Raw genomic sequence first — 23,920 nt, 5'->3', positions numbered from 1 at the left:
TTCTTTTTTACTATAAAAATGGAGCCTTTTTTTTATGTGTCCATTTTTGGACACAATAGCCCTCAACTACAGTCATATCCATGGCTAACTAAATATAAATGTTGTATAATACCAGTTGCTATTAAATATTAATATAGGAGATTCTATGGGAAAAGAATTATTTAATCCCCATTTAAACAAGTTTTCAATTCGAAAATTAAATGTCGGAGTTTGTTCGGTATTATTATCTACCGTTTTCCTTTTAGGTACTGCGGCTACAGTCAATGCAGATGAAACTACCAGCGGATCTGTAGATGATAATATTTCACTGCCAGAAAAACCGACGGACTCTGCTGTGAGTCAGCCAGTCAGTCAGCCTGCTCTTGAGAATACAGCAACATCTGCTGTTTCTGAAACAGCTAACTCAGAAGCAAGAGCGGAACAAAATCAGCTGGTAAGCCCAGCTGCAGCTCCAGAGCAAGCGACACCTGAAAAGGCGCAAGAAGCTAATCAGACAGCTGAGACCTCTAATGAAGCAGAACCTGCTGAAGCTAGTCGGACGCGCTCTTACTCAGTGCAATATACGCCAAAACCAAGTTCTGCAGCTATGCCTAGGTCTGAACGTAATGGCCAGCCGATGGAGAGAGGAACATCATTCCGTACTACCAGTCCTGCTGGCCAAGCTAGTTCTGCCATACAAGATGCAACAGCTAATCCTACAGTTTCTAAACCAACACTGGAAGAATCTGTAAGAAAACGCTCTGATGAGTTGATGAAGCAAGTAAACTGGCTAGATTTTGGTGATACGAAATCACTGAGAAATCTAGATAGAGATGGCTCCTTTAAAGTTGGAACGGTCTATGAAAAAGAGATTTCTCCAGGCTATGTGGTCAAACTGACTGTTACTGAATTGAAACCTTTCTATGCGACAGAGATCTATCGTGATCGAGTAAAGGGAACTGAGTACGAAAACAGTTATGATCCCAATGCAAAAAATACTTGGCTTCAATATAACAATAGTAATAATTATGCTTATCAGTATTGGTATGGTGATGATTACCGTCCTAAAATTACTGGTGCTGCTCAGAATCAATATTCAGCTATTAAGTCAGAGGGAATTGATACTAAAGGTCGTAAGACCCAACTGCAGGTTCCTAAAGATGAAGCCAACTATGGTGTGAAGTTCAAAGTTGAAGCTAGATATCGTGGGAAGCCAGTTAAAGCAACAGTTGTCATGGCTGATGGAGAAGAGGCAAACCCTGGTGAGTATGCTATCTTTACAACCAATGGTAAGGGTTGGGAACATTTGGCCGAGTGGAAGCGCACAGTTACAGACGCAAATGGTGTGACTACTGAGATTACAGAAACCTATAAGCCGATGAAGCCTACTACAGAAGGCCAATTTATTGGAGATGACGGTACTGGTGTTCATTGGCAGGCCTATGTCAGTCCTGACCAAAAGACTGGCGGACTGGGAAGTCAAGTATTTGGACCTAACATTTCTAGAAATAATACGATTCCACTTGTGATGACTCGTGGTGCATCAGAGGTTGGTATTTACATAGCTTCTTCTGGTCAGCAGGCTGCGATGATTGGTTTTATGGCAATCGATGAAGGTGATGCACCGGATTCCTATGGAAAAGCTATCCATGCTATTTCAAGATACAATGCAGAAACTGGCGGTCAAAATCCACAGCCATTCTTGGGCCGTGTTGCGGCTGATATTGATACCACATCTGGAAACAACTGGAAGCATGACGATCAGAATGATTTAGCCGATGAAGGTATTAATCAGCTCTTGTCAGATGATTTAGTCGGGAAAACCAATGGTCTTTTTCCAGTAAACCGTCTGCACGACGGAGATTATTCTCTCCGCATCCATGCTTCAGCTAACGGATACGAAAAAGCCTATGTCCGTGCCTGGATTGACTTCAATAATAATGGTGTCTTTGACGAAGACGAAGCCAGTGAATTTACCGAAGTAACAACTGCGGGAGATTATACTGTCAACTTTAAGAAGAATCCAGCCATGACCAATCCTGAACTTAGCAAGCTTGGAATGCGGGTTCGGATTGCCTTGAACAAGGGAGATATTGAAAAGCCAACTGGAACTGCATTTAGTGGTGAGGTGGAAGACCTAGAAGTTGAACTGACTTACCCACCAAAAGGTGAGGAGAAGGAAAGTACTGGAATCCGTGATCAGAGACAGACAGCCACTCTTCATTTCACTCCACAGGGGATTGCTCAAAATACTGAAAATAAGAAAGTAGCAATTGATACTACTAAAGCTCCGATTGTATTGGATGCGAGAGGAAAGGTTCTGACTGCTGATGCAGCAGGCTGGTACAACACTGCTGAAGGCCGTTATAAAGTAACAGCAAACGGTGCTGATGTAGATGTGGTATATGAGCCTAAGGCTGGCTTTATCGGCACAGCTCAGGGGATTAACATCCGTCGTTTTGATACTAACGGCGCAAGTACAGATTGGATTGCAAAAAATCAGGCTGAAGCAGTCATCAATGACCAGCTCAACACCATGGACGGACGCTATGTACCAACCGTGCTGAATGTTCCTAAGTATGAAACAAGGGATGCTCAAGGACTAACGCAAGAAAAGACGCCTATCTTTCATGATGGTGATGCTAGCAAAAGTCCGGCAAGTCCAAGTACAGCAAATCCTGTAAAATTTGTGAAAGCAGATGGAACAACTACAGATGATACTAGAGTTCCAGCTTTATCAAATGGTCAGGAAGTTGGCCGTTTTGAAGTGGAGCCTGCAACAGGTAAGATTACTTTCAAACCAAACAAAAACTTTGTTGGTACTGTTGACCCTGTGTCTGTTCAAATGATTGATGGCAAAGGTATTCCGCATCAAGCTGTTTATCAGCCAAAGGTGACTCCTGTTAGACCATCTGCTCAAGGTGCCAGCAGCGAGGGCATTCAAGGCGCAGTTCAGACAGGACAGCTGACCTTCAATCCAGGCAATAATCGTGTACCTATTGATAGCAAGAAGTTGCCAACCTTTGATAATGGCAGCCAGACTAAAACAGTTGCTGGTGTTGGTACCTATCAGGTTGATAATCAAGGTCTAGTTACCTTTACTCCACTGCCGACTTATACTGGACGTCCAGAGGCAGAGACTGTCAAGCGAGTAGATGTCAATGGAACAGAAGTAACAGCTAACTATCAGGCTGATGTAAAAGCAGCAACACCAAGTGCGACGAATGCTGAAACCAGTGGCATACAAGGCCAAGTTCAGCGAGGCAAAGTCAGCTTCACAGAAGGTTCTGCGCAAGTCAACGGTCAAAAACAAACTGTGGCCTTTCCAGCTGATTCAACTCCGCTCTTTGACAATGGTTCGACTGTTAAAGAAGTGCCTACTGTTGGTAAGTTTGAAGTTGACGTGAATGGAAATGTAACCTTTACTCCAGAGAAACAATTTAAAGGCCTTACGCCAGACATCAGGATTACTCGTATAGATACGAATGGCAGCACAGCTACAGCTATCTACAAGGCAACAGTCACTGCTGTAACTCCAACAGGAACAAACATCACCAGCACTGGTAAACAAGGCCGCCCACAGACAGGTAAGCCAAACTTTGTCAGTGGCAACCCAGATGTACCATTGGATAATGATACTCCAGCGACTTTCGAAGATGGAAGCAAGCGCAAGGTGGTTCCAAATGTCGGAATCTTTGAAGTGGCACCAGATGGATCTGTTACTTTCACACCTGACAAGCAATATGTTGGCACACCAGATCCGGTTGTTGTTAAGCGTGTAGATAAGAATGGCACTCCTGTGACGGCTAAGTACACGCCTACTGTTGAGAAAGTGACTCCAAGAGCCACAGGCGCTCAGACAAAAGGCCCTCAAGGTCAAGTTCAAAAAGGCAAGGTTACTTTTGAACCAGGAAGTCCTCAGGTTGGTTTCCCAGAAAACAGCACACCAGTCTTTGATACTGGTACGAATGTGAAAGAAATTGCCAAAATCGGTAAGTTCGAAGTTGATGGAGAGGGTAATGTCACCTTTACTCCAGTCAAAACGTTTGTCGGCAAAACTCCAGAAGTTGAACTTAGCCGTGCAGATGTCAATGGCACAGTAGTCAAGGCTAAATATCGGGCGATTGTGACTGCTGTGACTCCGACAGGAACTGGAGATCAGACAGAAGGTACGCAAGGTCAAGTTCAAAAGGGCCGTGTAACTTTTAAAGCTGGCGATCCAAAAGTAGGATTCCCAGCCAATAGCACGCCAGTATTTGACACGGGTACGAATGTCAAAGAAATTGCCAAAGTCGGTAAGTTTGAAGTGGATATAGAGGGCAATGTTACCTTTACCCCAGTTAAAACCTTTGTAGGTGAAACACCCGAAATCAGCATTGTTCGAAAAGATGCAAATGGTATTGCCGCGAAAGTTACTTATATCGCGACAGTTACATCAGTAACTCCAACAGGAACTAATGTGACTAGCACAGGTCCTCAAGGTCTTCCGCAAACAGGTACCCCAACTTTCCAAGGTGGTGATCCGCAAGTTCCGATTGATGAAGCAGTCACGCCAACCTTTGAAGATGGAAGCAAGGAAAAGACTATTTCAGGTCAGGGAACCTACACCATTGCACCAGATGGCACAGTGACCTTCACACCAGAGAAGCAGTTTGTAGGAAAGCCAGATTCAATCACTGTAAAACGTGTCGATAAGAATGGTACACCAGTCACTGCGACTTACAGTCCAGAGTTTACCAAGGTAACTCCAACAGGTACTAGTGATAAGACAGAGGGCTTGCAAGGTCAGGTTCAAGAAGGTCATGTCACCTTCACGCCTGGTCATGCCTCTGTACCATTCCCAGCTGAAACAACTCCGCTCTTTGACAATGGTTTGACTGTTAAAGAGATTCCAACCGTTGGTAAATTTGAAGTGGATGCCAATGGCAAGGTTACTTTCACGCCAGACAAGCAGTTTAAGGGAACCACTCCTGAGCTGACATTGGTTCGAGCTGATGTGAATGGCACTCCTGTCACCGTCAAATACCAAGCTGTAGTGAAAGAAGTGGTTCCAACGGGAACAAATATTACCAGCATTGGTGAGCAAGGCCGTCCACAAACAGGCAAGCCAAACTTCGTGAGCGGCACTCCAGGAGTTCCACTGGATAATGATACTCCGGCTACTTTCGATGACGGAAGCAAGCGCAAGGTTGTTCCAAATGTCGGTATCTTTGAAGTGGCACCAGACGGTTCTGTTACCTTTACCCCGGATAAGCAATATGTTGGGACGCCAGATCCAGTTGTTGTTAAGCGAGTGGACAAAAATGGCACTCCTGTGACCGCTAAGTACACGCCAACAGTTGAAAAAGTGACTCCAAGAGCGACAGGTGCTCAGACAGAGGGGCTTCAAGGCCAAGTTCAAAAAGGTAAGATTACTTTTGAAGCCGGAAGTCCGCAAGTCGGCTTCCCAACCGACAGCACACCGGTCTTTGATACTGGCACGAACGTCAAAGAAATTGCCAAGGTCGGTAAGTTCGAGGTTGATGCGGATGGTAATATTACCTTCACACCAGTCAAAACGTTTGTCGGTAAGACACCAGAAGTTGAACTTAGCCGTACAGATGTTAACGGTACAGCAGCTAAGGCCAACTACCAAGCAACTGTGACTGCTGTTACTCCGACAGGTACTGGTGATAAGACAGAAGGATTACAAGGTCAGGTTCAAAAAGGTCATGTCACCTTCACGCCAGGCCATAAATTAGTTCCATTCCCAGCAGATTCGACTCCGCTATTTGGTAACGGAAAAAATATTAAAGAAGTACCAAATATCGGTAAGTTCGAAGTAGATGCTGATGGCACTGTGACCTTCACTCCAGACAAACAGTTTAAGGGTGAAACACCAGAATTAGGAATTATTCGTGTGGATGCCAACGGAACTCCAGTAACAGTTAAATACCAAGCGGTAGTGAAAGAAGTAACTCCGACAGGTACCACCGTTACGAGCACCGGTCCACAAGGTATCCCGCAAACAGGAACTCCAATCTTCAAAGCTGCGGACCCACTAGTTCCGATTGATGAAACAGTTGAGCCAACCTTTGCAGATGGAAGTAAGGAGAAGACCATTCCAGGTCAGGGAACTTACACCATCACTCCAGATGGCGTAGTGACTTTCATGCCAGAGAAGCAGTTTGTAGGCACACCGGACCCAATCACAGTGAAGCGAGTGGACAAGAACGGCACTCCAGTGACGGCAACTTACAGTCCAGAGTTCACTAAAGTAACTCCAACAGGAACCGACGCGACTAGCACCGGTCCACAAGGCCGTCCACAAACTGGTACCCCAACCTTTGAGGGTGGAGATCCACTGGTTCCAATCGATGAAACAGTTGAGCCAACCTTTGCAGATGGAAGTAAGGAGAAGAAGATTCCAGGTCAGGGAACTTACACCATCACTCCGGATGGAGCAGTGACCTTCACGCCAGAGAAGCAGTTTGTAGGCAGACCAGATCCAATCACTGTGAAACGAGTGGATAAGAATGGTACTCCAGTAACTGCGACTTACAGTCCAGAGTTTACCAAGGTGACTCCAACAGGTACCGGCACTAAAACAGAAGGTCTTCAAGGCCAAGTCCAAGAAGGCAAAGTGACCTTCACGCCTGGTCATGATTCAGTTCCATTCCCAGCTGGTTCGACTCCGCTTTTTGATAACAATTCAACAGTGAAGAAAGTACCGAATGTTGGTAAGTTCGAAGTGGATGCGGACGGCAAGGTGACTTTCACTCCAGACAAGCAATTCAAGGGTGAAACGCCAGAACTTGAATTGACTCGTGTAGATGCCAACGGCACCCCTGTTACAGTTAAGTACCAAGCGGTAGTGAAAGAGGTAACTCCAACAGGCACCACCTCAACCAGCACTGGTCCACAAGGCCGACCACAAACGGGTAAACCAAACTTTGTCGGTGGCGACCCGAATGTACCACTGGATAATGATACTCCAGCGACTTTCGATGATGGAAGCAAACGCAAGGAAGTTCCAAATGTCGGAATCTTCGAAGTAACACCAGATGGATCTGTCACTTTCACACCTGACAAGCAATTTGTTGGCACACCAGATCCAGTTGTTGTTAAGCGAGTGGATAAGAATGGTACACCAGTGACGGCTAAGTACACACCAACTGTTGAGAAAGTGACTCCGACAGGCGCCGCCACGACCAGCACCGGTCCTCAAGGCCTGCCTCAAACGGGTACTCCAACCTTCACAGGTGGTGATCCGCTGGTTCCAATTGATGACTCAGTCGAGCCAAGCTTCGACGATGGCAGCAAGGAAAAGACCATTCCAGGTCAGGGAACTTACACCATTACTCCAGATGGCTCAGTGACCTTCACTCCAGACAAGCAGTTTGTAGGCAAGCCAGATCCAATCACTGTTAAACGTGTGGACAAGAATGGCACTCCAGTAACGGCAACCTACAGTCCAGAGTTTACCAAGGTAACTCCGACAGGTACCGGCACTAAGACAGAAGGTCTGCAAGGCCAAGTCCAAGAAGGCAAAGTCACCTTCACGCCAGGACATGACTCTGTTCCATTCCCAGCAGGTTCAACTCCACTGTTTGACAATGGTGCAGCTGTTAAGGAAGTTCCAAATGTTGGTAAGTTCGAAGTGGATGCGGACGGCAAGGTTACTTTCACTCCAGACAAGCAATTCAAGGGCGAAACGCCAGAACTTGAATTGACTCGCACTGATGTCAATGGAACCCCTGTTACAGTTAAGTACCAAGCGGTAGTGAAAGAGGTAACTCCAACAGGCACCACCGTGACGAGCACTGGCCCACAAGGCCTTCCGCAAACAGGCACTCCAACCTTCAAAGGTGCGGATCCACTGGTTCCAATCGATGAGACTGTTGAGCCAACCTTTGCAGATGGCAGCAAGAAGAAGACCATTCCAGGTCAAGGAACTTATACTATCACTCCGAATGGCATTGTGACCTTCACGCCAGAGAAGCAATTCGTAGGCAAGCCAGATTCAATCTCTGTGAAACGAGTAGATAAGAATGGTACACCAGTGACTGCGACCTACAGTCCAGAGTTCACCAAGGTAACTCCGATAGGTACTGGCACCAAGACAGAAGGCCTGCAAGGTCAGGTTCAAAAAGGTCAAGTGACTTTCACGCCAGGACATAAATTAGTTCCATTCCCAGCAGGTTCGACTCCACTCTTTGGTAACGGAAAGAATATTAAAGAAGTGCCAAATGTTGGTAAGTTCGAAGTGGATGCGGATAACAAGGTGACCTTCACCCCAATAAAACAATTCAAGGGCGAAACATCAGAACTGGGATTAATTCGTTTAGACGCTAACGGAACTCCTGTTATTGTCAAATATCAAGCAATAGTGAAAGCAGTAGTCCCAACTGGTAAAGATACCACATCTACAAATATCAAGGGACATGTTCAAACTGGCACCCCTGTATTTGAAGCAGGTGATCCATTGGTTCCAATTGATAAAACCGTTGAACCAAGCTTTGAAGACGGAAGCAAGGAAAAGACCATTCCGGGTCAGGGAACCTATACTATCGCACCAGACGGTACAGTCACTTTCACTCCAGAAGCTGATTTCCTTGGTCAGGGAAGCGGTGTGACTCTTGTCCGTCGTGATAAGAATGGCACCTCAGTGACGGCTAGCTATGTTCCAACCGTGGTTGAACCATCAACCAGCAAGGACAGTGTGTCCAGCGGTCGCAAGGGTCAAGCTCAAACGGGAACGCCAACCTTTGAAGGGGCGATTGACCAGGCGGTAGCACCAACCTTTGCGGATGGTAGCACCGAAATGGTTGTCCCAGGAGAAGGAACTTATCGTTTCAATATGCTGGGAGCAGTAACCTTTGCGCCGGAAGCCGACTTTGTCGGAACTGCTCGCGGAGTTGTCGTGAAACGTTCAGATATTTATGGCAATGTCGTGACGGCTACCTATACCCCAACTGTCTTGGGAAGCACTGATACAGAAGATACCAGCAGCACTGGTCTTAAAGGCCAGCCTCAGACCGGCAAGCCTATCTTTGAAGGGGATGTGGATCCAACCGTTCCGCCAACTTTCGAGGATGGCAGCACGGAAAAGGTTGTTCCAGGTCAAGGTACTTACACGATTGCGCCAGATGGCACTGTGACCTTTGTACCGGAAACGGGCTTTGTCGGTCAAGCTGATGGCGTGACAGTGATTCGCAAAGATCGTAATGGTCAGACGATTTCAGCGGTTTACATTCCGACTGTGACAGAAGATCCTGTTCAGCCAGAGCGAACGATTACGCCTGCACCACCGTCTCTTTCTAAGAGTGAGGGAGCACAATCTCTTCCTAAGACCGGTACAGAAGAAACCTCATACTTAGCTGCAAGCTTACTTGCGGGAGTGTCAGGTTTGGGACTGATTGGCTTAGATAAGAGAAAGAAAAAGTCTGAAGACTAAAAATTAAGAATTTAGGTTTTAGATACCAAATTAAAAGAGGAAAGATTCGTTTAAGGATCTTTCTTTTTTTTAAAAAATAGACCATTTTTAAAAAGTGTCTATTTCTAAATAAAAATTCCATAATTATAGTTATATATATAGCTAAGTAAAAAGGAATAGTGTATAATAAAGCCGTTGTAATTAAATGATTATTTAGGAGATTATTATGGGAAAAGATTTGTTTAATCCACACCTGCGTAAGTTTTCGATTCGAAAACTAAACGTCGGTGTTTGTTCTGTGCTCTTATCAACCCTGCTTCTTTTGGGAGCAGCTGCGCAGGTTAGCGCTGATGAGACTGTTTCTTCTGGGACTCAAAACGAGGTTTCTGAAATAGGTATAGCTGATTCCTCAGTAAATACTGCAGAGCCGCTAAATTCACCAGCTGAGGAAAGTAATCCTGCCACTATTTCAGCTCAGGCAGAAGATGCATCTGCTGTAACGACTACAACGCCTAATTCAGATGGCAAGTCAACAAGTGAGCAGCCGGCTGCAGAAACTGCCTCTTCACAAGCAGGTATTCCTACAGAAGTTAAGTCTGAGGAGAATATCCAACCAGCTCCTGCTCAACCAGCAGCAGTCGCAGAGGCAGCTCAGCCTAATCGCTCTCGTCGGGTAAGACGGGATGCGGCACCTACTGGTCTGCGAGATGGTGATCCTAACAACACAATTGAAAAGCCTACTTTGGCTGACTCTGAAAAAAAGAACCCAACGGAGTTGATGAAGCAGATCAACTGGCTGGATCTCGGTGATAGAAGCGCCATCAGAAACTTAGATACGGATGATTCCTTTAAAGTTGGTACTGTCTATGAGAAAGAAATTTCTCCAGGCTATCGTATCAAACTGACAGTGACGGAATTAAAACCCTTCCACTCAACAGAGATTTATCGTGACCGCGTCAAGGGTACTGCGTATGAAAACAGCTATGATCCGAATGCGAAAAATACTTGGTTTAAATATGTAAAAGAAGAATTTCAAAAACAAGAAGTCGAGGGAGATTCAGCTAGACCGAAAATTATAGGAGCGGAACAGAATCAATGGACAGCCGTCCGAGACCAAGGGATTAATACTAATGGTCGAAAGACTCAATTACTAGTCCCTAAAAATGGTGCTAGTTATGGAATAAAATTCAAGGTAGAAGCGACTTACCTTGGGAAACCTGTAAAAGCAACCGTTATCATGTCTGATGGAGAAGAAGCCAACCCAGGGGAGTATGCTATCTTCACGACCAATGGCCAAGGATGGGAACACTTGGCAGAATGGAAACGTGTCCTGCCAGATGGTCGGGAAATTACCGAAACTTATGCACCGATGAACCCTAACAGATATGGTCAATACATAGGGGATGATGCGACTGTACCTGTAATCGACTGGACTGCTTTTACTAATCCAGATCAAAAAACAGGAGGCTTGGGCTCTCAGGTCTTTGGTCCTAATACTTCTAAAGATCACACTGTTCCGATTGTGATGACACGTGGCGCTTCAGAAGTTGGGATTTATATTGCTTCTTCTGGTCAGCAAGCTGCTATGATTGGTTTTATGGTAGTAGATGAGGGAGATGCACCAGCTTCTTATGGAAATGCTGTTCATGCTATTTCTGGTTATGATGCTAATACAGGTGCAAGAACTCCTCAGCCATTCTTGGGTCGGGTTGAAGCTGATATTGATACTACTTCAGGTAATGACTGGATGCATGATGAAAATACTGATCACGCAGACGAAGGGGTTGATCAGCTCTTGCCTTCAGATTTGACTGGTAAGACAAATAACCTTTTCCGAGTTAATCGTCTTCAAAATGGTGACTACTCAGTTCGTCTCCAAGCCTCAGCCAATGGCAATAGCAAGGCTTATGTCCGTGCTTGGATTGATTTCAATCAAAATGGTGTTTTTGATGAAAATGAGGCCAGTGAATTTACTGAAGTAACAACGGCTGGTGACTATACTGTTAATTTTAAGAATAATCCAGCGATGACCAATCCTGCAGTTAGCAAGCTGGGAATGCGGGTCCGTATTGCCCTGAATAAGGGAGATATTGAAAAACCTACAGGAACAGCCTTTAGTGGGGAAGTTGAAGACTTAGAAGTCATCTTGACCTATCCACCAAAGGGAGAAAAGAAGGAAAGTACGGGAATAATTGGTCAGCGTCAGAAAGCTACTCTTCAGTTTACACCTCAAGGTATTGATCAAAATGATGAAAGCAAGAAAGCGGCTATTGATACAACTGTAGCACCTCTTGTTTTGGACAATGCAGGTCATACATTAACAGCAGATGGCGACGGTTGGTACAATACTGATGAGGGACGATATAAAGTAACAGCCAAGGGTGCAAATGTGGATGTGATATTTGAACCTAGCACTGGCTTTATCGGTACTACTCAAGGAATTAATATCCGCCGTGTTGATACTAATGGTGCAAGTACAGATTGGATTGCGAAGAATAATGGAGAACCTGTTATCAACGATAAGTTGAATAATATGGATGCTCGCTATATTCCGACTGTTTTGAATTTCACAGAGCATCGTTCGACGGACGCACAAGGTTTGCCTCAAGTGCAGGATATTGTCTTTAATGATGGCAATCCTGCTAAGACACCTGCTCAACCATCTGCAACGAATCCTGTCTTTTTCTTGGATGCTGATGGCAATCGTATTGTTGGAACAAGTGCGAAGGCAACCTCGCAAGGCCAAGAAGTGGGAACCTTTGAATTAGATCCAGCTACTGGGCGAGTGACTTTCACTCCGAATAAGTCATTTGTGGGAACGGTCGACCCTGTTAACCTACAATTGCATGATACCGATGGAACAGAGCACCGTGTAACCTATCAACCAACAGTAACGCGTGTTGTTCCAACAGCGCAAGGAGCAAACTCTGAAGGTATTCAAGGTGCTGAACAATCTGGTAATTTGATCTTTAAGCCAGGTGATAATCGTGTGCCAATTAATGAGGCAGTTGCTCCAACTTTTGATAACGGTCAAACAACTAAGGTTGTTCCGAATGTTGGAACTTATATGGTTGATAACGCAGGTCGTGTAACCTTCCAACCAGTTCCTAGCTACACTGGCCGTCCAAGTGCTGAATCCATTAAACGTGTTGATATGAACGGGACTGAAGTAACCGCTGCTTATCAAGCTGAAGTTAAGGCCGCAAGCCCAACTGGTCAAGATACACAGTCTACTGGTTTACAAGGGAAACTTCAAACGAGTCACCTAAACTTTACTCCAGGTCAAGCAAGTATTAATGGACAGACTGCTACTGTGCCTTTAGCGCCAGAGGGACCACAATTTGTAGTTAATGGGCAAATTCAACAAGCTAATAGTCTGCCTGTTTATGATGCAAGTGGCAAGCTACAAGGAACTTATACTGTTCAAGCTAATGGAGATATTAGCTTCCAACCTGCACCTGATTTCCATGGGACGCCAATTCCTGCTCGTCTTCGTGTAAGGGATAAGAACGGATCTACAGCAGAAGCAGTTTACCAACCTACAGTGATTCAAGTAATTCCAACTAGCACCGATGCGACTAGCACTGGTCCTCAAGGTATTCCACAATCAGGTACACCTACTTTCACTCCTGGCGACTCAGCTGTTCCAATTGACATGGATAGTCCAATGACCTTTGAAGACGGTCATCCTAAGAAGACTGTTCAGCAAGTAGGGGAATTCACTATCAACTCGGATGGTTCTATCACCTTTACTCCTGAGAAACAGTATGTTGGCACACCAACACCAGTTACAGTAAAACGTGTGGATAAGAATGGAACCCCGGTAACGGCTACATACATTCCAACCGTTACCAAGGTAACTCCGACAGGTACTGGCACCAAGACAGAAGGCCTGCAAGGTCAGGTTCAAAAAGGTCAAGTGACTTTCACGCCAGGACATAAATTGGTTCCATTCCCAGCTGGTTCGACTCCGCTGTTTGATAACAATTCAGCAGTGAAAGAAGTGCCGAATGTCGGTAAGTTCGAAGTGGACGCAGACGGTAAGATTACTTTCACTCCAAACAAACAATTCAAGGGTGAAACACCGGAACTCGAATTGACTCGTGTGGATGCTAATGGCACTCCTATCACCGTCAAATACCAAGCGGTAGTGAAAGAAGTGATTCCAACCAGCACCGATGCGACAAGCACCGGTCCTCAGGGTGTGCCTCAAACCGGTACCCCAAGCTTCCAAGGTGGCGATCCCCTGGTTCCAATCGATGACACAGTAGAGCCAACTTTCGCAGATGGCGGTAAGAAGAAGACCATCCCAGGTCAAGGAACTTATACCATCGCACCAGACGGGGCAGTGACTTTCACGCCAGACAAGCAGTTTGTAGGCAAACCAGATCCAATCACTGTGAAACGTGTTGATAAGAACGGCACACCAGTGACTGCCACTTACAGTCCAGAGTTTACTAAGGTAACGCCAACTGGCACTAACGCAACTAGCACAGGTCCGCAAGGTGTTCCTCAAACGGGTACCCCAACCTTCACAGGTGGTAATCCACTTGTTCCAATTGATGAAACAGTAGAGCCTACCTTTGAAGATGGAAGTAAAGAGAAGAACATTCCAGGCCAAGGAACTTACACTATCACTCCAGATGGGGCAGTGACCTTCACTCCTGAGAAGCAATTCGTAGGCAAGCCAGATCCAGTTACTGTGAAACGTGTTGATGAGAACGGTACACCAGTGACTGCCACTTACAGTCCAGAGTTCACGAAAGTGATTCCTACAGGTTCCAACGCGACGAGCACAGGTCCTCAGGGTGTTCCACAAACCGGCACCCCAACCTTTGCGGGTGGCGATCCATTGGTTCCAATCGATGAAACAGTAGAGCCAAGCTTCGAAGATGGAAGCAAGAAGAAGACTATTCCAGGTCAAGGAACATATACCATCACTCCAGATGGCGCAGTGACTTTCACTCCAGACAAGCAATTTGTGGGTAAACCAGATCCAATCACTGTGAAGCGAGTAGATAAGAACGGTACACCAGTGATAGCGACATACAGTCCAGAGTATACTAAGGTAACTCCGACTGGTAAAGATACCACATCTACAAATATCAAGGGTCATGTTCAAACCGGCAAACCTGTCTTCGAAGCAGGTGATCCATTGGTGCCAATTGATGAAACCGTTGCGCCAACCTTTGAAGACGGAAGCAAGGAAAAGACCATTCCGGGTCAGGGAACCTATACTATCGCACCAGACGGTACAGTCACTTTCACTCCAGAAGCTGATTTCCTTGGTCAGGGAAGCGGTGTGACTCTTGTCCGTCGTGATAAGAATGGCACCTCAGTGACGGCTAGCTATGTTCCAACCGTGGTTGAACCATCAACCAGCAAGGACAGTGTGTCCAGCGGTCGCAAGGGTCAAGCTCAAACGGGAACGCCAACCTTTGAAGGGGCGATTGACCAGGCGGTAGCACCAACCTTTGCGGATGGCAGTACTGAAAAGGTTGTTCCAGGTCAAGGTACTTACACGATTGCGCCAGATGGCACTGTGACCTTTGTACCGGAAACGGGCTTTGTCGGTCAAGCTGATGGCGTGACAGTGATTCGCAAAGATCGTAATGGTCAGACGATTTCAGCGGTTTACATTCCGACTGTGACAGAAGATCCTGTTCAGCCAGAGCGAACGATTACGCCTGCACCACCGTCTCTTTCTAAGAGTGAGGGAGCACAATCTCTTCCTAAGACCGGTACAGAAGAAAACTCCTACATAGCAGCAAGCTTACTTGCGGGAGTATCAGGTTTAGGACTGATTGGCTTAGCGAAGAGGAAAAAAAGTCTGAAGGCTAAAATTTAAGAATTTGGGTTTCTTAGATACTAAAATAAAAGGGAAAAGATTCGTTAGTGAATCTTTTTTCTTTATATCCAAAGAGAAAAACTCTTAAAAACTTCATAATAATAGCATTTCTAAAATATTAAATATTAAAGTAGAATCTGAAATATCCTTAGATTTATTTAATTTATAAGGATTTTTCTATGGTTTATTTTTTCTTTTGTTTTAAAAAATAGACTGCAAAGCGCTTTATGTCCATTTTTAAAAAATTTTATATAATTATAGTTATATATATAGCTAATTAAAACGGAATGTTGTATAATAAAACTATTGTAACTAGATGATTATTTAGGAGATTATTATGGGAAAAGATTTATTCAATCCTCACCTGCGTAAGTTTTCGATTCGAAAACTAAACGTCGGTGTTTGTTCTGTGCTCTTGTCAACCCTGCTTCTTTTGGGAGCAGCGGCACAAGTTAGTGCTGACGAAGCTAGTGATTCTGGTGTCCAAAACGAAGTTTCGCAAACAGGAATAGCCGAATCATCAGTGAATTCTGCTGAAACTGTTGCTTCTGAACATATACAAGCAAAAGAAAGTTCAGCACTTGCTTCTGCTACTGAGATTCCTCAATCAGATGATAATCCTAGTCCAAGAAGCTCAGAGCCTGAGAAAGTTGAAGGATCTACTGAATCTACAGCAACTAAATCAGTTGAGAATACTCAACCAATCACTGTTCACCCAGAAATATCTAACGCGGCTGTCGTGGCTGAAAAGTCAGAAGCAATAGCAGATGTATCTCAGCCTAATCGCTCTCGTCGTGTGAGACGGGATGCTACACCTACTGGACAACAGAACAGCCTAACAACAGGAGTTACGATAGGTACTGGACCAGCTGGGGCAGATGATGCTACCTCTACGCCACGAGTACCTAAACCAAGCTTGGAGGAATCTGTCAAGAAAGATAGTACCCAATTAGCCAAACAGATTACTTGGCTTGATTTTTCGGATACTGCAAGTTGGAAAGGATTGGATTCACGAGGCGGACTCCAAGTAGGAACTACCTTTAAAAAGGAAATTTCACCGGGCTATGAAGTAACCCTGACGGTCACTGAGCTTAAACCTTTTAACTCGACTGAAACTTATAGAAAACGGGTTGAAGGAACACCGACAGCAAATACTTATGACCCAAATGCTCAGAATGGATATTTAAAGTCTGCAGCAAAGTATGGTCAAACCCCTCCTTCGGTGACAGGAGCTATTCAGAATCAATGGACTGCCATCCGTGATCAAGGGTTCAATACGCAAGGACGAAAGACCCAGCTGGTTTACCCAGAGAACTCAACCAACTGGGGAGTAAAATTCCAAATTGAAGCTACCTATCTAGGCAAGCGCGTAGCCCCTACGGTGGTTATGGCCGATGGTGAAGATGCCAACCCAGGTGAATTTGCTATCTTCACTACTAACGGAGAAGGATGGGAATATCTCGGTGAATGGAAGAATAAGAGTACTGCCAAAGAAGCCTATACCGTTATTACCAAGCAAATGTTGGATGATGAAAATGTAAAGAGAAGAGGTCTCTTAATCTTAAGAGATACAAGCGTAGACTGGTATAAATACCTCAGTCCGGATACAGTGACAGGTGGCTTGGGGACTCAGGTCTTTGGGCCAAACCGCTCTAACGAACGGACGGTTCCTGTGGTGATGACGCGTGGGGCATCTGAAGTAGGTTTCTATGTAGCATCATCTGGGCAACAGGCTATGATGATGGGATTCTTAGTGGTGGATGGCAGTGATGCGCCAGCGACTTATGGCGAAGCCTTCCATACCATTTCAGGTCGTGATTCTCTGACTGGTAAGTTAATTAATCAGCCTTACTTAGGGACTACTCCAGCAGACATTGATGTTGATACAGCTAATAATTGGGTTCTGGATGATAAAAAGGAACACAAGGACGAGGGGGCCAGCCAATTACTAGCGGACGATCAATTAAGTGCTTCTAATGATTTGCTTGATTTAGACAAAGCAAAAAATGGAACTTACACAATTAAAATCAAAGCTAACCCAAATGGCAATGCTAAATCTTATGTCAAGGCATGGATAGACTTCAATAATGATGGAGTCTTTAATGAAAGCGAAGGTAGCAACCTACAAGAGATTACAGCTGCTGGTGACTATACCTTGACCTTCAATGCCAACCCAAATATTATTGGTGGCCAAGTGGACAAATTGGGTATGCGTTTCCGAATTGCGACTAATAAAGGCGATATTGAGCAACCAACCGGTATTGCCTTTAGCGGTGAAGTAGAAGATATGCTCTTGCACCGCATTTATCCTCCAAAGGGGGAGAAGCAGACTACAGACGGCTTTACAGGCGAGACTCAAACTGCTGTCCTTCACTTCACACCTAAAGGAACGGATCGCTCAGACGACAGTGTCAATGCAGTTATGAGCACCCAAGCGCCTCAGGTTTTGGATAAGCAAGGCCAAGTTCTGACAGCCGTTGATGGCAACTATATTCGTCCAGAAGGTACCTATCACTTGACCGTCAAGGACAATGATGTGCAAGTTGCCTTCACACCAAATGCTGCCTTTTCTGGAACTGCTGATGGAATTAATATTCGTTGGAGTGACAGCAATGGCACCTCGACTGGTTGGACTTCGACGGATGCTTCTGACCCTAATAAAAATGATCAGTTGAATAACATGGACGGCCGTTATGTGCCAACAGTCCGTAAGATTCCAAACTACGAATCAAGTGGTCTTCAGGGACTGGAACAAAATAAAACGCTAGTCTTTAATGATGATGATGCGAATACGACCCCTGTCATGCCAGAAGCTACTCGTCCGGCTAGCTTTGTGGATGCTAACGGTCAGCCGTTAGCAGGCAACACGGTGCCAGCCATGTCCAATGGCCAGCAAGTCGGGACCTATGAATTGGATCCAAATACCGGCCAAGTGACCTTCAAGCCTATCAAGACTTTTTATGGCACGCCAGACCCAGTGGTAGTTCAAGTCAGTGATACCGACGGTAAAGCACACCGAGCACGTTATCAACCTAAGGTAACCCAAGTAACGCCAAGAAGTACCAATGCTGAATCAACTGGTCTTCAAGGTCAAGCACAAAGTGGTAAGCCAACTTTCACTGCAGGTGACCAACAAATCCCAATTGACATGAGCAAAGCCATGACTTTTGAAAATGGGACGGACACCTTGGAAGTAGCTAATGAAGGAACTTATACTATCAATTCAGATGATACCATTACCTTCAAGCCACTTAAGCAATTCACTGGCAAGGCAACACCGGTTACAGTCAAACGTGTCGATGCCAACGGCACAGAAGTGACTGCAACCTATACACCGAACGTGACCAAGGTCACACCAACCAGCACACCTGCTACTTCATCAGGTCCTCAAGGTGTTCCACAAACAGGAACGCCAGTCTTCAAGGAGGGCGATCCAGCGGTCCCAATCGATATGACCAAGCAAATGACCTTTGACGATGGTCAACCTAAGAAGATTGTTGCGGGCGTAGGGGAATACACCATCAATTCAGATGGATCTATTACCTTTACTCCAGATAAGAAATATGTTGGAACCCCAGCCTCGGTGACGGTCAAACGAGTTGACGAAAATGGCACCGAAATAAGAGCAACCTATACGCCAACCGTGACGGAAGTGACGCCAAGAAGTACCAATGCCGTTTCAAGCGGCTTGCAAGGACAACAACAAAGTGGCAAGCCGATCTTCACCCCAGGCGACAAAGCTGTGCCGATTGATATGGCCCAACCAATGACCTTTGAAGATAATCAAACAACTAAGAAGGTAGACAAGGTTGGGACTTATGTCATTGAGTCAGATGGCTCGATTACTTTCACGCCAGACAAACAATACGTCGGAACCCCAGCTCCAGTGACAATCAAACGAGTAGACACAAATGGAACAGAAGTGACGGCTGCTTACACACCAACCGTGACGCGTGTCACACCAAGAAGCATCAATGCTGAATCAACCGGTCTCCAAGGTCAACCGCAAAGTGGCAAGCCGACCTTTACCCCAGGTGACCAAGCAGTTCCAATCGATATGACCAAGCCCATGACTTTTGAAAATGGGACTGACACGTTAGTAGTAGCTGATCAAGGAACTTATACCATTAATTCAGACGGTTCCATTACCTTTAAGCCGGAGAAGAAATTTACTGGTAAGGCAACACCAGTCACGGTCAAACGTGTAGATGCGAATGGAACCGAAGTGACAGCTAAATATACTCCTACTGTTGAAGAAGTTATTCCAAACGCAACTGGCGATCAGACTGAAGGTCCACAAGGATTGGTTCAGAATGGTAAGATTACTTTTGAAGCCGGAAGACCAGAAGTTGGTTTTTCAGCAGATAATCCGCCAGTTTTTGACACTGGTACCAATGTGAAAGAAATTGAAAATGTTGGCAAGTTTGAAGTGGATATTGATGGTAATATTACCTTTACACCGGTTAAGACTTTTGTAGGTAAAACACCAGAAATTGAAGTCAGTCGTGCAGATGTCAACGGTACCGTTGCTAAGGCAAAATATCAAGCAACAGTAACGGCTGTAAAGCCAACTGGTGTTGGAAACAAGACAGAAGGCCTGCAAGGTCAAGTTCAAGAAGGTAAAGTGACCTTCACCCCAGGGCATGACTCTGTTCCGTTCCCTGCGAATTCAACACCATTGTTTGATAATAATTCAACAGTGAAAGAAGTACAGAATGTCGGTAAGTTTGAAGTAGATGCAAATGGTAAAGTGACCTTCACGCCAGACAAGCAGTTTAAGGGTGAGACACCGGAACTTGAATTGACTCGCACCGATGCTAATGGCACTCCTGTTACAGTCAAATACCAAGCAGTGGTGAAAGAAGTGGTTCCAAGAGGCACCGATGCGACTAGCACAGGTCCTCAGGGTGTTCCGCAAACAGGTAGTCCAAGCTTCCAAGGTGGTGATTCACTGGTTCCAATTGATATGGATTCTCCAATGACATTTGAAGATGGCCAGCCTAAGAAGACTGTTCAGGGAGTGGGAGAATATACCATCAATTCAAATGGTACTATCACCTTTACTCCAGACAAACAGTATGTTGGCACACCAACACCAGTCACAGTAAAACGTGTGGATAAGAACGGAACGGAAGTGACTGCGACCTATACGCCAACGGTAACACGAGTAACGCCTACTAGTACCAATGCTGAATCAACCGGTCTCCAAGGTCAGCCGCAAAGTGGCAAGCCGACCTTTACCCCAGGTGACCAAGCGGTTCCAATCGATATGACCAAACCAATGACCTTTGAAAATGGAACTGACACTTTAGTAGTGGCTAATCAAGGAATTTATACCATTAATTCAGATGGTTCCATTACCTTCGCCCCAGATAAGCAATTCACTGGCAAGGCGACTCCAGTGACGGTCAAACGTGTAGATGCTAACAGCACAGAAATAACTGCTACTTATACCCCAGAAGTTACCAAAGTAACCCCAACTGGCACCAATGCTGAATCGACTGGTCTCCAAGGTCAACCGCAAAGTGGCAAGCTGACCTTTACCCCAGGTGACCAAGCAGTTCCAATTGACATGGATTCTCCAATGACTTTCGAAGATGGTCAGCCTAAGAAGACTGTTCAGGGAGTGGGGGTATACACTATTAACTCAGATGGTTCTATCACCTTTACTCCTGAGAAACAGTATGTTGGCACACCGACACCAGTTACAGTAAAACGTGTAGATAAGAATGGAACTGAAGTAACCGCTACCTACACTCCAACCGTTACTAAGGTTACACCGGTAGGTACTAATGCGACTAGCACAGGCCCTCAGGGCGTTCCACAAACTGGTACCCCAACCTTCCAAGGTGGTGATCCACTGGTTCCAATCGATGAAACAGTAGAGCCTATCTTCGCAGATGGTAATAAGGAAAAAGTGATTCCAGGTCAGGGAACTTACACGATTGCACCAGATGGTGCAGTAACCTTCACACCAGACAAGCAATTCGTAGGCAAACCAGATCCAATCACTGTGAAACGTGTTGATAAAAACGGCACTCCAGTAACGGCTACCTATAGTCCAGAGTTTACTAAGGTAACTCCAACTGGTACTGATGTCAAGACAGAAGGCCTGCAAGGTCAAGTTCAAGAAGGTAAAGCGACCTTCACACCAGGGCACGACTCTGTTCCATTCCCTGCTGGTTCAACTCCGCTGTTCGATAACAATTCAACAGTTAAAGAAGTGCCGAATGTTGGTAAGTTTGAAGTGGATGCTAATGGCAAGGTTACCTTTACGCCAGATAAGCAGTTCAAGGGTGAAACACCAGAGCTTGAATTGACTCGTGTGGATGCCAATGGCACTCCAGTAACCGTCAAGTACCAAGCGGTAGTGAAAGAAGTGGTTCCAACCGGCACTGATGCGACTAGCACTGGTCCTCAAGGTCTTCCGCAAACTGGCACTCCAACTTTTGCGGGTGGTGACCCACTAGTTCCGATTGATGAAACAGTGGAGCCAACCTTCGAAGATGGCAGCAAGGAGAAGAAGATTCCAGGTCAAGGAACATATACCATCACTCCGGATGGTGCAGTGACTTTCACACCAGACAAGCAGTTTGTAGGCAAGCCAGATCCAATAACAGTGAAGAGAGTAGATAAGAATGGTAGCCCAGTAACGGCTACCTACAGCCCAGAGTTTACTAAGGTTACGCCAATCGGCACCAACGCAACCAGCACTGGTCCTCAGGGTGTTCCACAAACCGGCACCCCAACCTTTGCGGGTGGTGATCCACTGGTTCCGATTGATGAAACCGTTGAGCCAACCTTTGCGGATGGAAGTAAAGAAAAAACCATTCCAGGTCAGGGCACCTACACGATTGCCCCAGATGGCGCAGTGACCTTCACTCCAGACAGGCGGTTTGTAGGTAAACCAGATCCAGTGACTGTGAAACGCGTTGATAAAAACGGAACGGAAGTGACTGCTACCTATAGTCCAGAGTTTACGAAAGTAACGCCAACAGGAACAGGCGACAAGACAGAAGGCCTGCAAGGTCAAGTCCAAGAAGGCAAAGTCACCTTTACTCCAGGCCATGACTCAGTGCCATTCCCAGTTGACTCGACTCCGCTGTTTGATAACAATTCAACAGTGAGAGAAGTGCCAAATGTCGGTAAGTTCGAAGTGGATGCAGATGGCAAGGTTACTTTTACTCCAGACAAACAGTTCAAGGGCGAAACGCCAGAACTCGAATTGACTCGTACGGATGCCAATGGCACCCCTGTTACAGTCAAGTACCAAGCGGTAGTGAAAGAAGTGATTCCTTCAGGTGCCAATGCGACCAGCACTGGTCCTCAGGGTGTTCCACAAACAGGTACTCCAACTTTCCAAGGTGGTGATCCACTGGTTCCAATTGATGACTCAGTAGAGCCTACCTTCGCAGATGGAAGTAAAGAAAAGACCATTCCAGGTCAGGGAACTTACACCATTGCTCCAGATGGGGCAGTGACTTTCACACCAGAAAAGCAATTTGTGGGTAAACCAGATCCAATCACTGTGAAGCGAGTAGATAAGAACGGTACACCAGTGATAGCGACATACAGTCCAGAGTATACTAAGGTAACTCCGACTGGTAAAGATACCACATCTACAAATATCAAGGGTCATGTTCAAACCGGCAAACCTGTCTTCGAAGCAGGTGATCCATTGGTGCCAATTGATGAAACCGTTGCGCCAACCTTTGAAGACGGAAGCAAGGAAAAGACCATTCCGGGTCAGGGAACCTATACTATCGCACCAGACGGTACAGTCACTTTCACTCCAGAAGCTGATTTCCTTGGTCAGGGAAGCGGTGTGACTCTTGTCCGTCGTGATAAGAATGGCACCTCAGTGACGGCTCGCTATGTTCCGACTGTGGTTGAATCATCAACTAGCAAGGACAGTGTATCCAGTGGCCGCAAGGGCCAAGCTCAAACGGGCACGCCAACTTTTGAAGGGGCGATTGACCAGGCAGTAGCACCGACCTTTGCGGACGGCAGCACAGAGATGGTTGTCCCAGGAGAAGGAACTTATCGGTTCACTATGCTAGGGGCAGTGACCTTCGTACCGGAAGCAGACTTTGTTGGAACTGCTCGCGGAGTCGTCGTGAAGCGTTCAGATATTTATGGAAATACCGTGACGGCTACCTATACCCCAACTGTTTTGGGAAGCACGGCCACAGAAGATACCGGTAGCACCGCTCTCAAAGGCCAGCCGCAGACTGGTAAACCAATCTTTGAAGGAGACGTGGATCCAACCGTTCCTCCAACTTTCGAGGATGGCAGTACTGAAAAGGTTGTTCCAGGCCAAGGAACTTACACGATTGCGCCAGATGGCACAGTGACCTTTGTACCGGAAACTGGCTTTGTCGGTCAAGCTGACGGCGTGACTGTCATTCGCAAAGACCGCAATGGTCAGACGATTTCAGCAGTCTACGTTCCGACTGTGACAAAAAATCCTGTTCAGTCAGAGCGGACGATTACGCCTGCACCACCATCTCTTTCTAAGAGTGAGGATGCAAAATCCCTTCCTAAGACTGGTACAGAAGAAACCTCATATTTAGCAGCAAGCTTGCTTGCGGGAGTATCAGGTTTGGGACTGTTTGGCTTAGACAAGAGAAAGAAAAAGTCTGAAGACTAACATAGGCTTGAAGAAATTCCGTTAATAA

The 23,920-nt window shown here is 45.8% G+C and carries 3 protein-coding genes; all 3 read left to right on the top strand.

The genetic code is table 11. The annotated features are described in order from the left end of the window. Positions 1–145 precede the first annotated feature (145 nt). The 3 genes from RWS24_RS03595 to RWS24_RS03585 all read left to right on the top strand — a co-directional run bounded on the left by RWS24_RS03595 (position 146) and on the right by RWS24_RS03585 (position 23,892). A complete protein-coding gene (locus RWS24_RS03595; protein ID WP_314365474.1) occupies positions 146–9,415 on the top strand; it encodes a CshA/CshB family fibrillar adhesin-related protein in 9,270 nt (3,089 codons plus the stop codon). Between the two features lie 205 nt (positions 9,416–9,620). Next, complete coding sequence (locus RWS24_RS03590; protein ID WP_314365472.1) at positions 9,621–15,242, top strand: CshA/CshB family fibrillar adhesin-related protein; 5,622 nt, start codon at positions 9,621–9,623, stop codon at positions 15,240–15,242. A gap of 337 nt (positions 15,243–15,579) precedes the next feature. Next, positions 15,580–23,892, top strand: a complete 8,313-nt coding sequence (locus RWS24_RS03585) for a CshA/CshB family fibrillar adhesin-related protein (protein WP_314365470.1) — start codon at positions 15,580–15,582, stop codon at positions 23,890–23,892. Positions 23,893–23,920 lie beyond the last annotated feature (28 nt).

This window comes from uncultured Streptococcus sp., assembly GCF_963528215.1.
GTDB lineage: Bacteria > Bacillota > Bacilli > Lactobacillales > Streptococcaceae > Streptococcus.
This window is presented reverse-complemented; position numbering and strand designations above follow the sequence as displayed.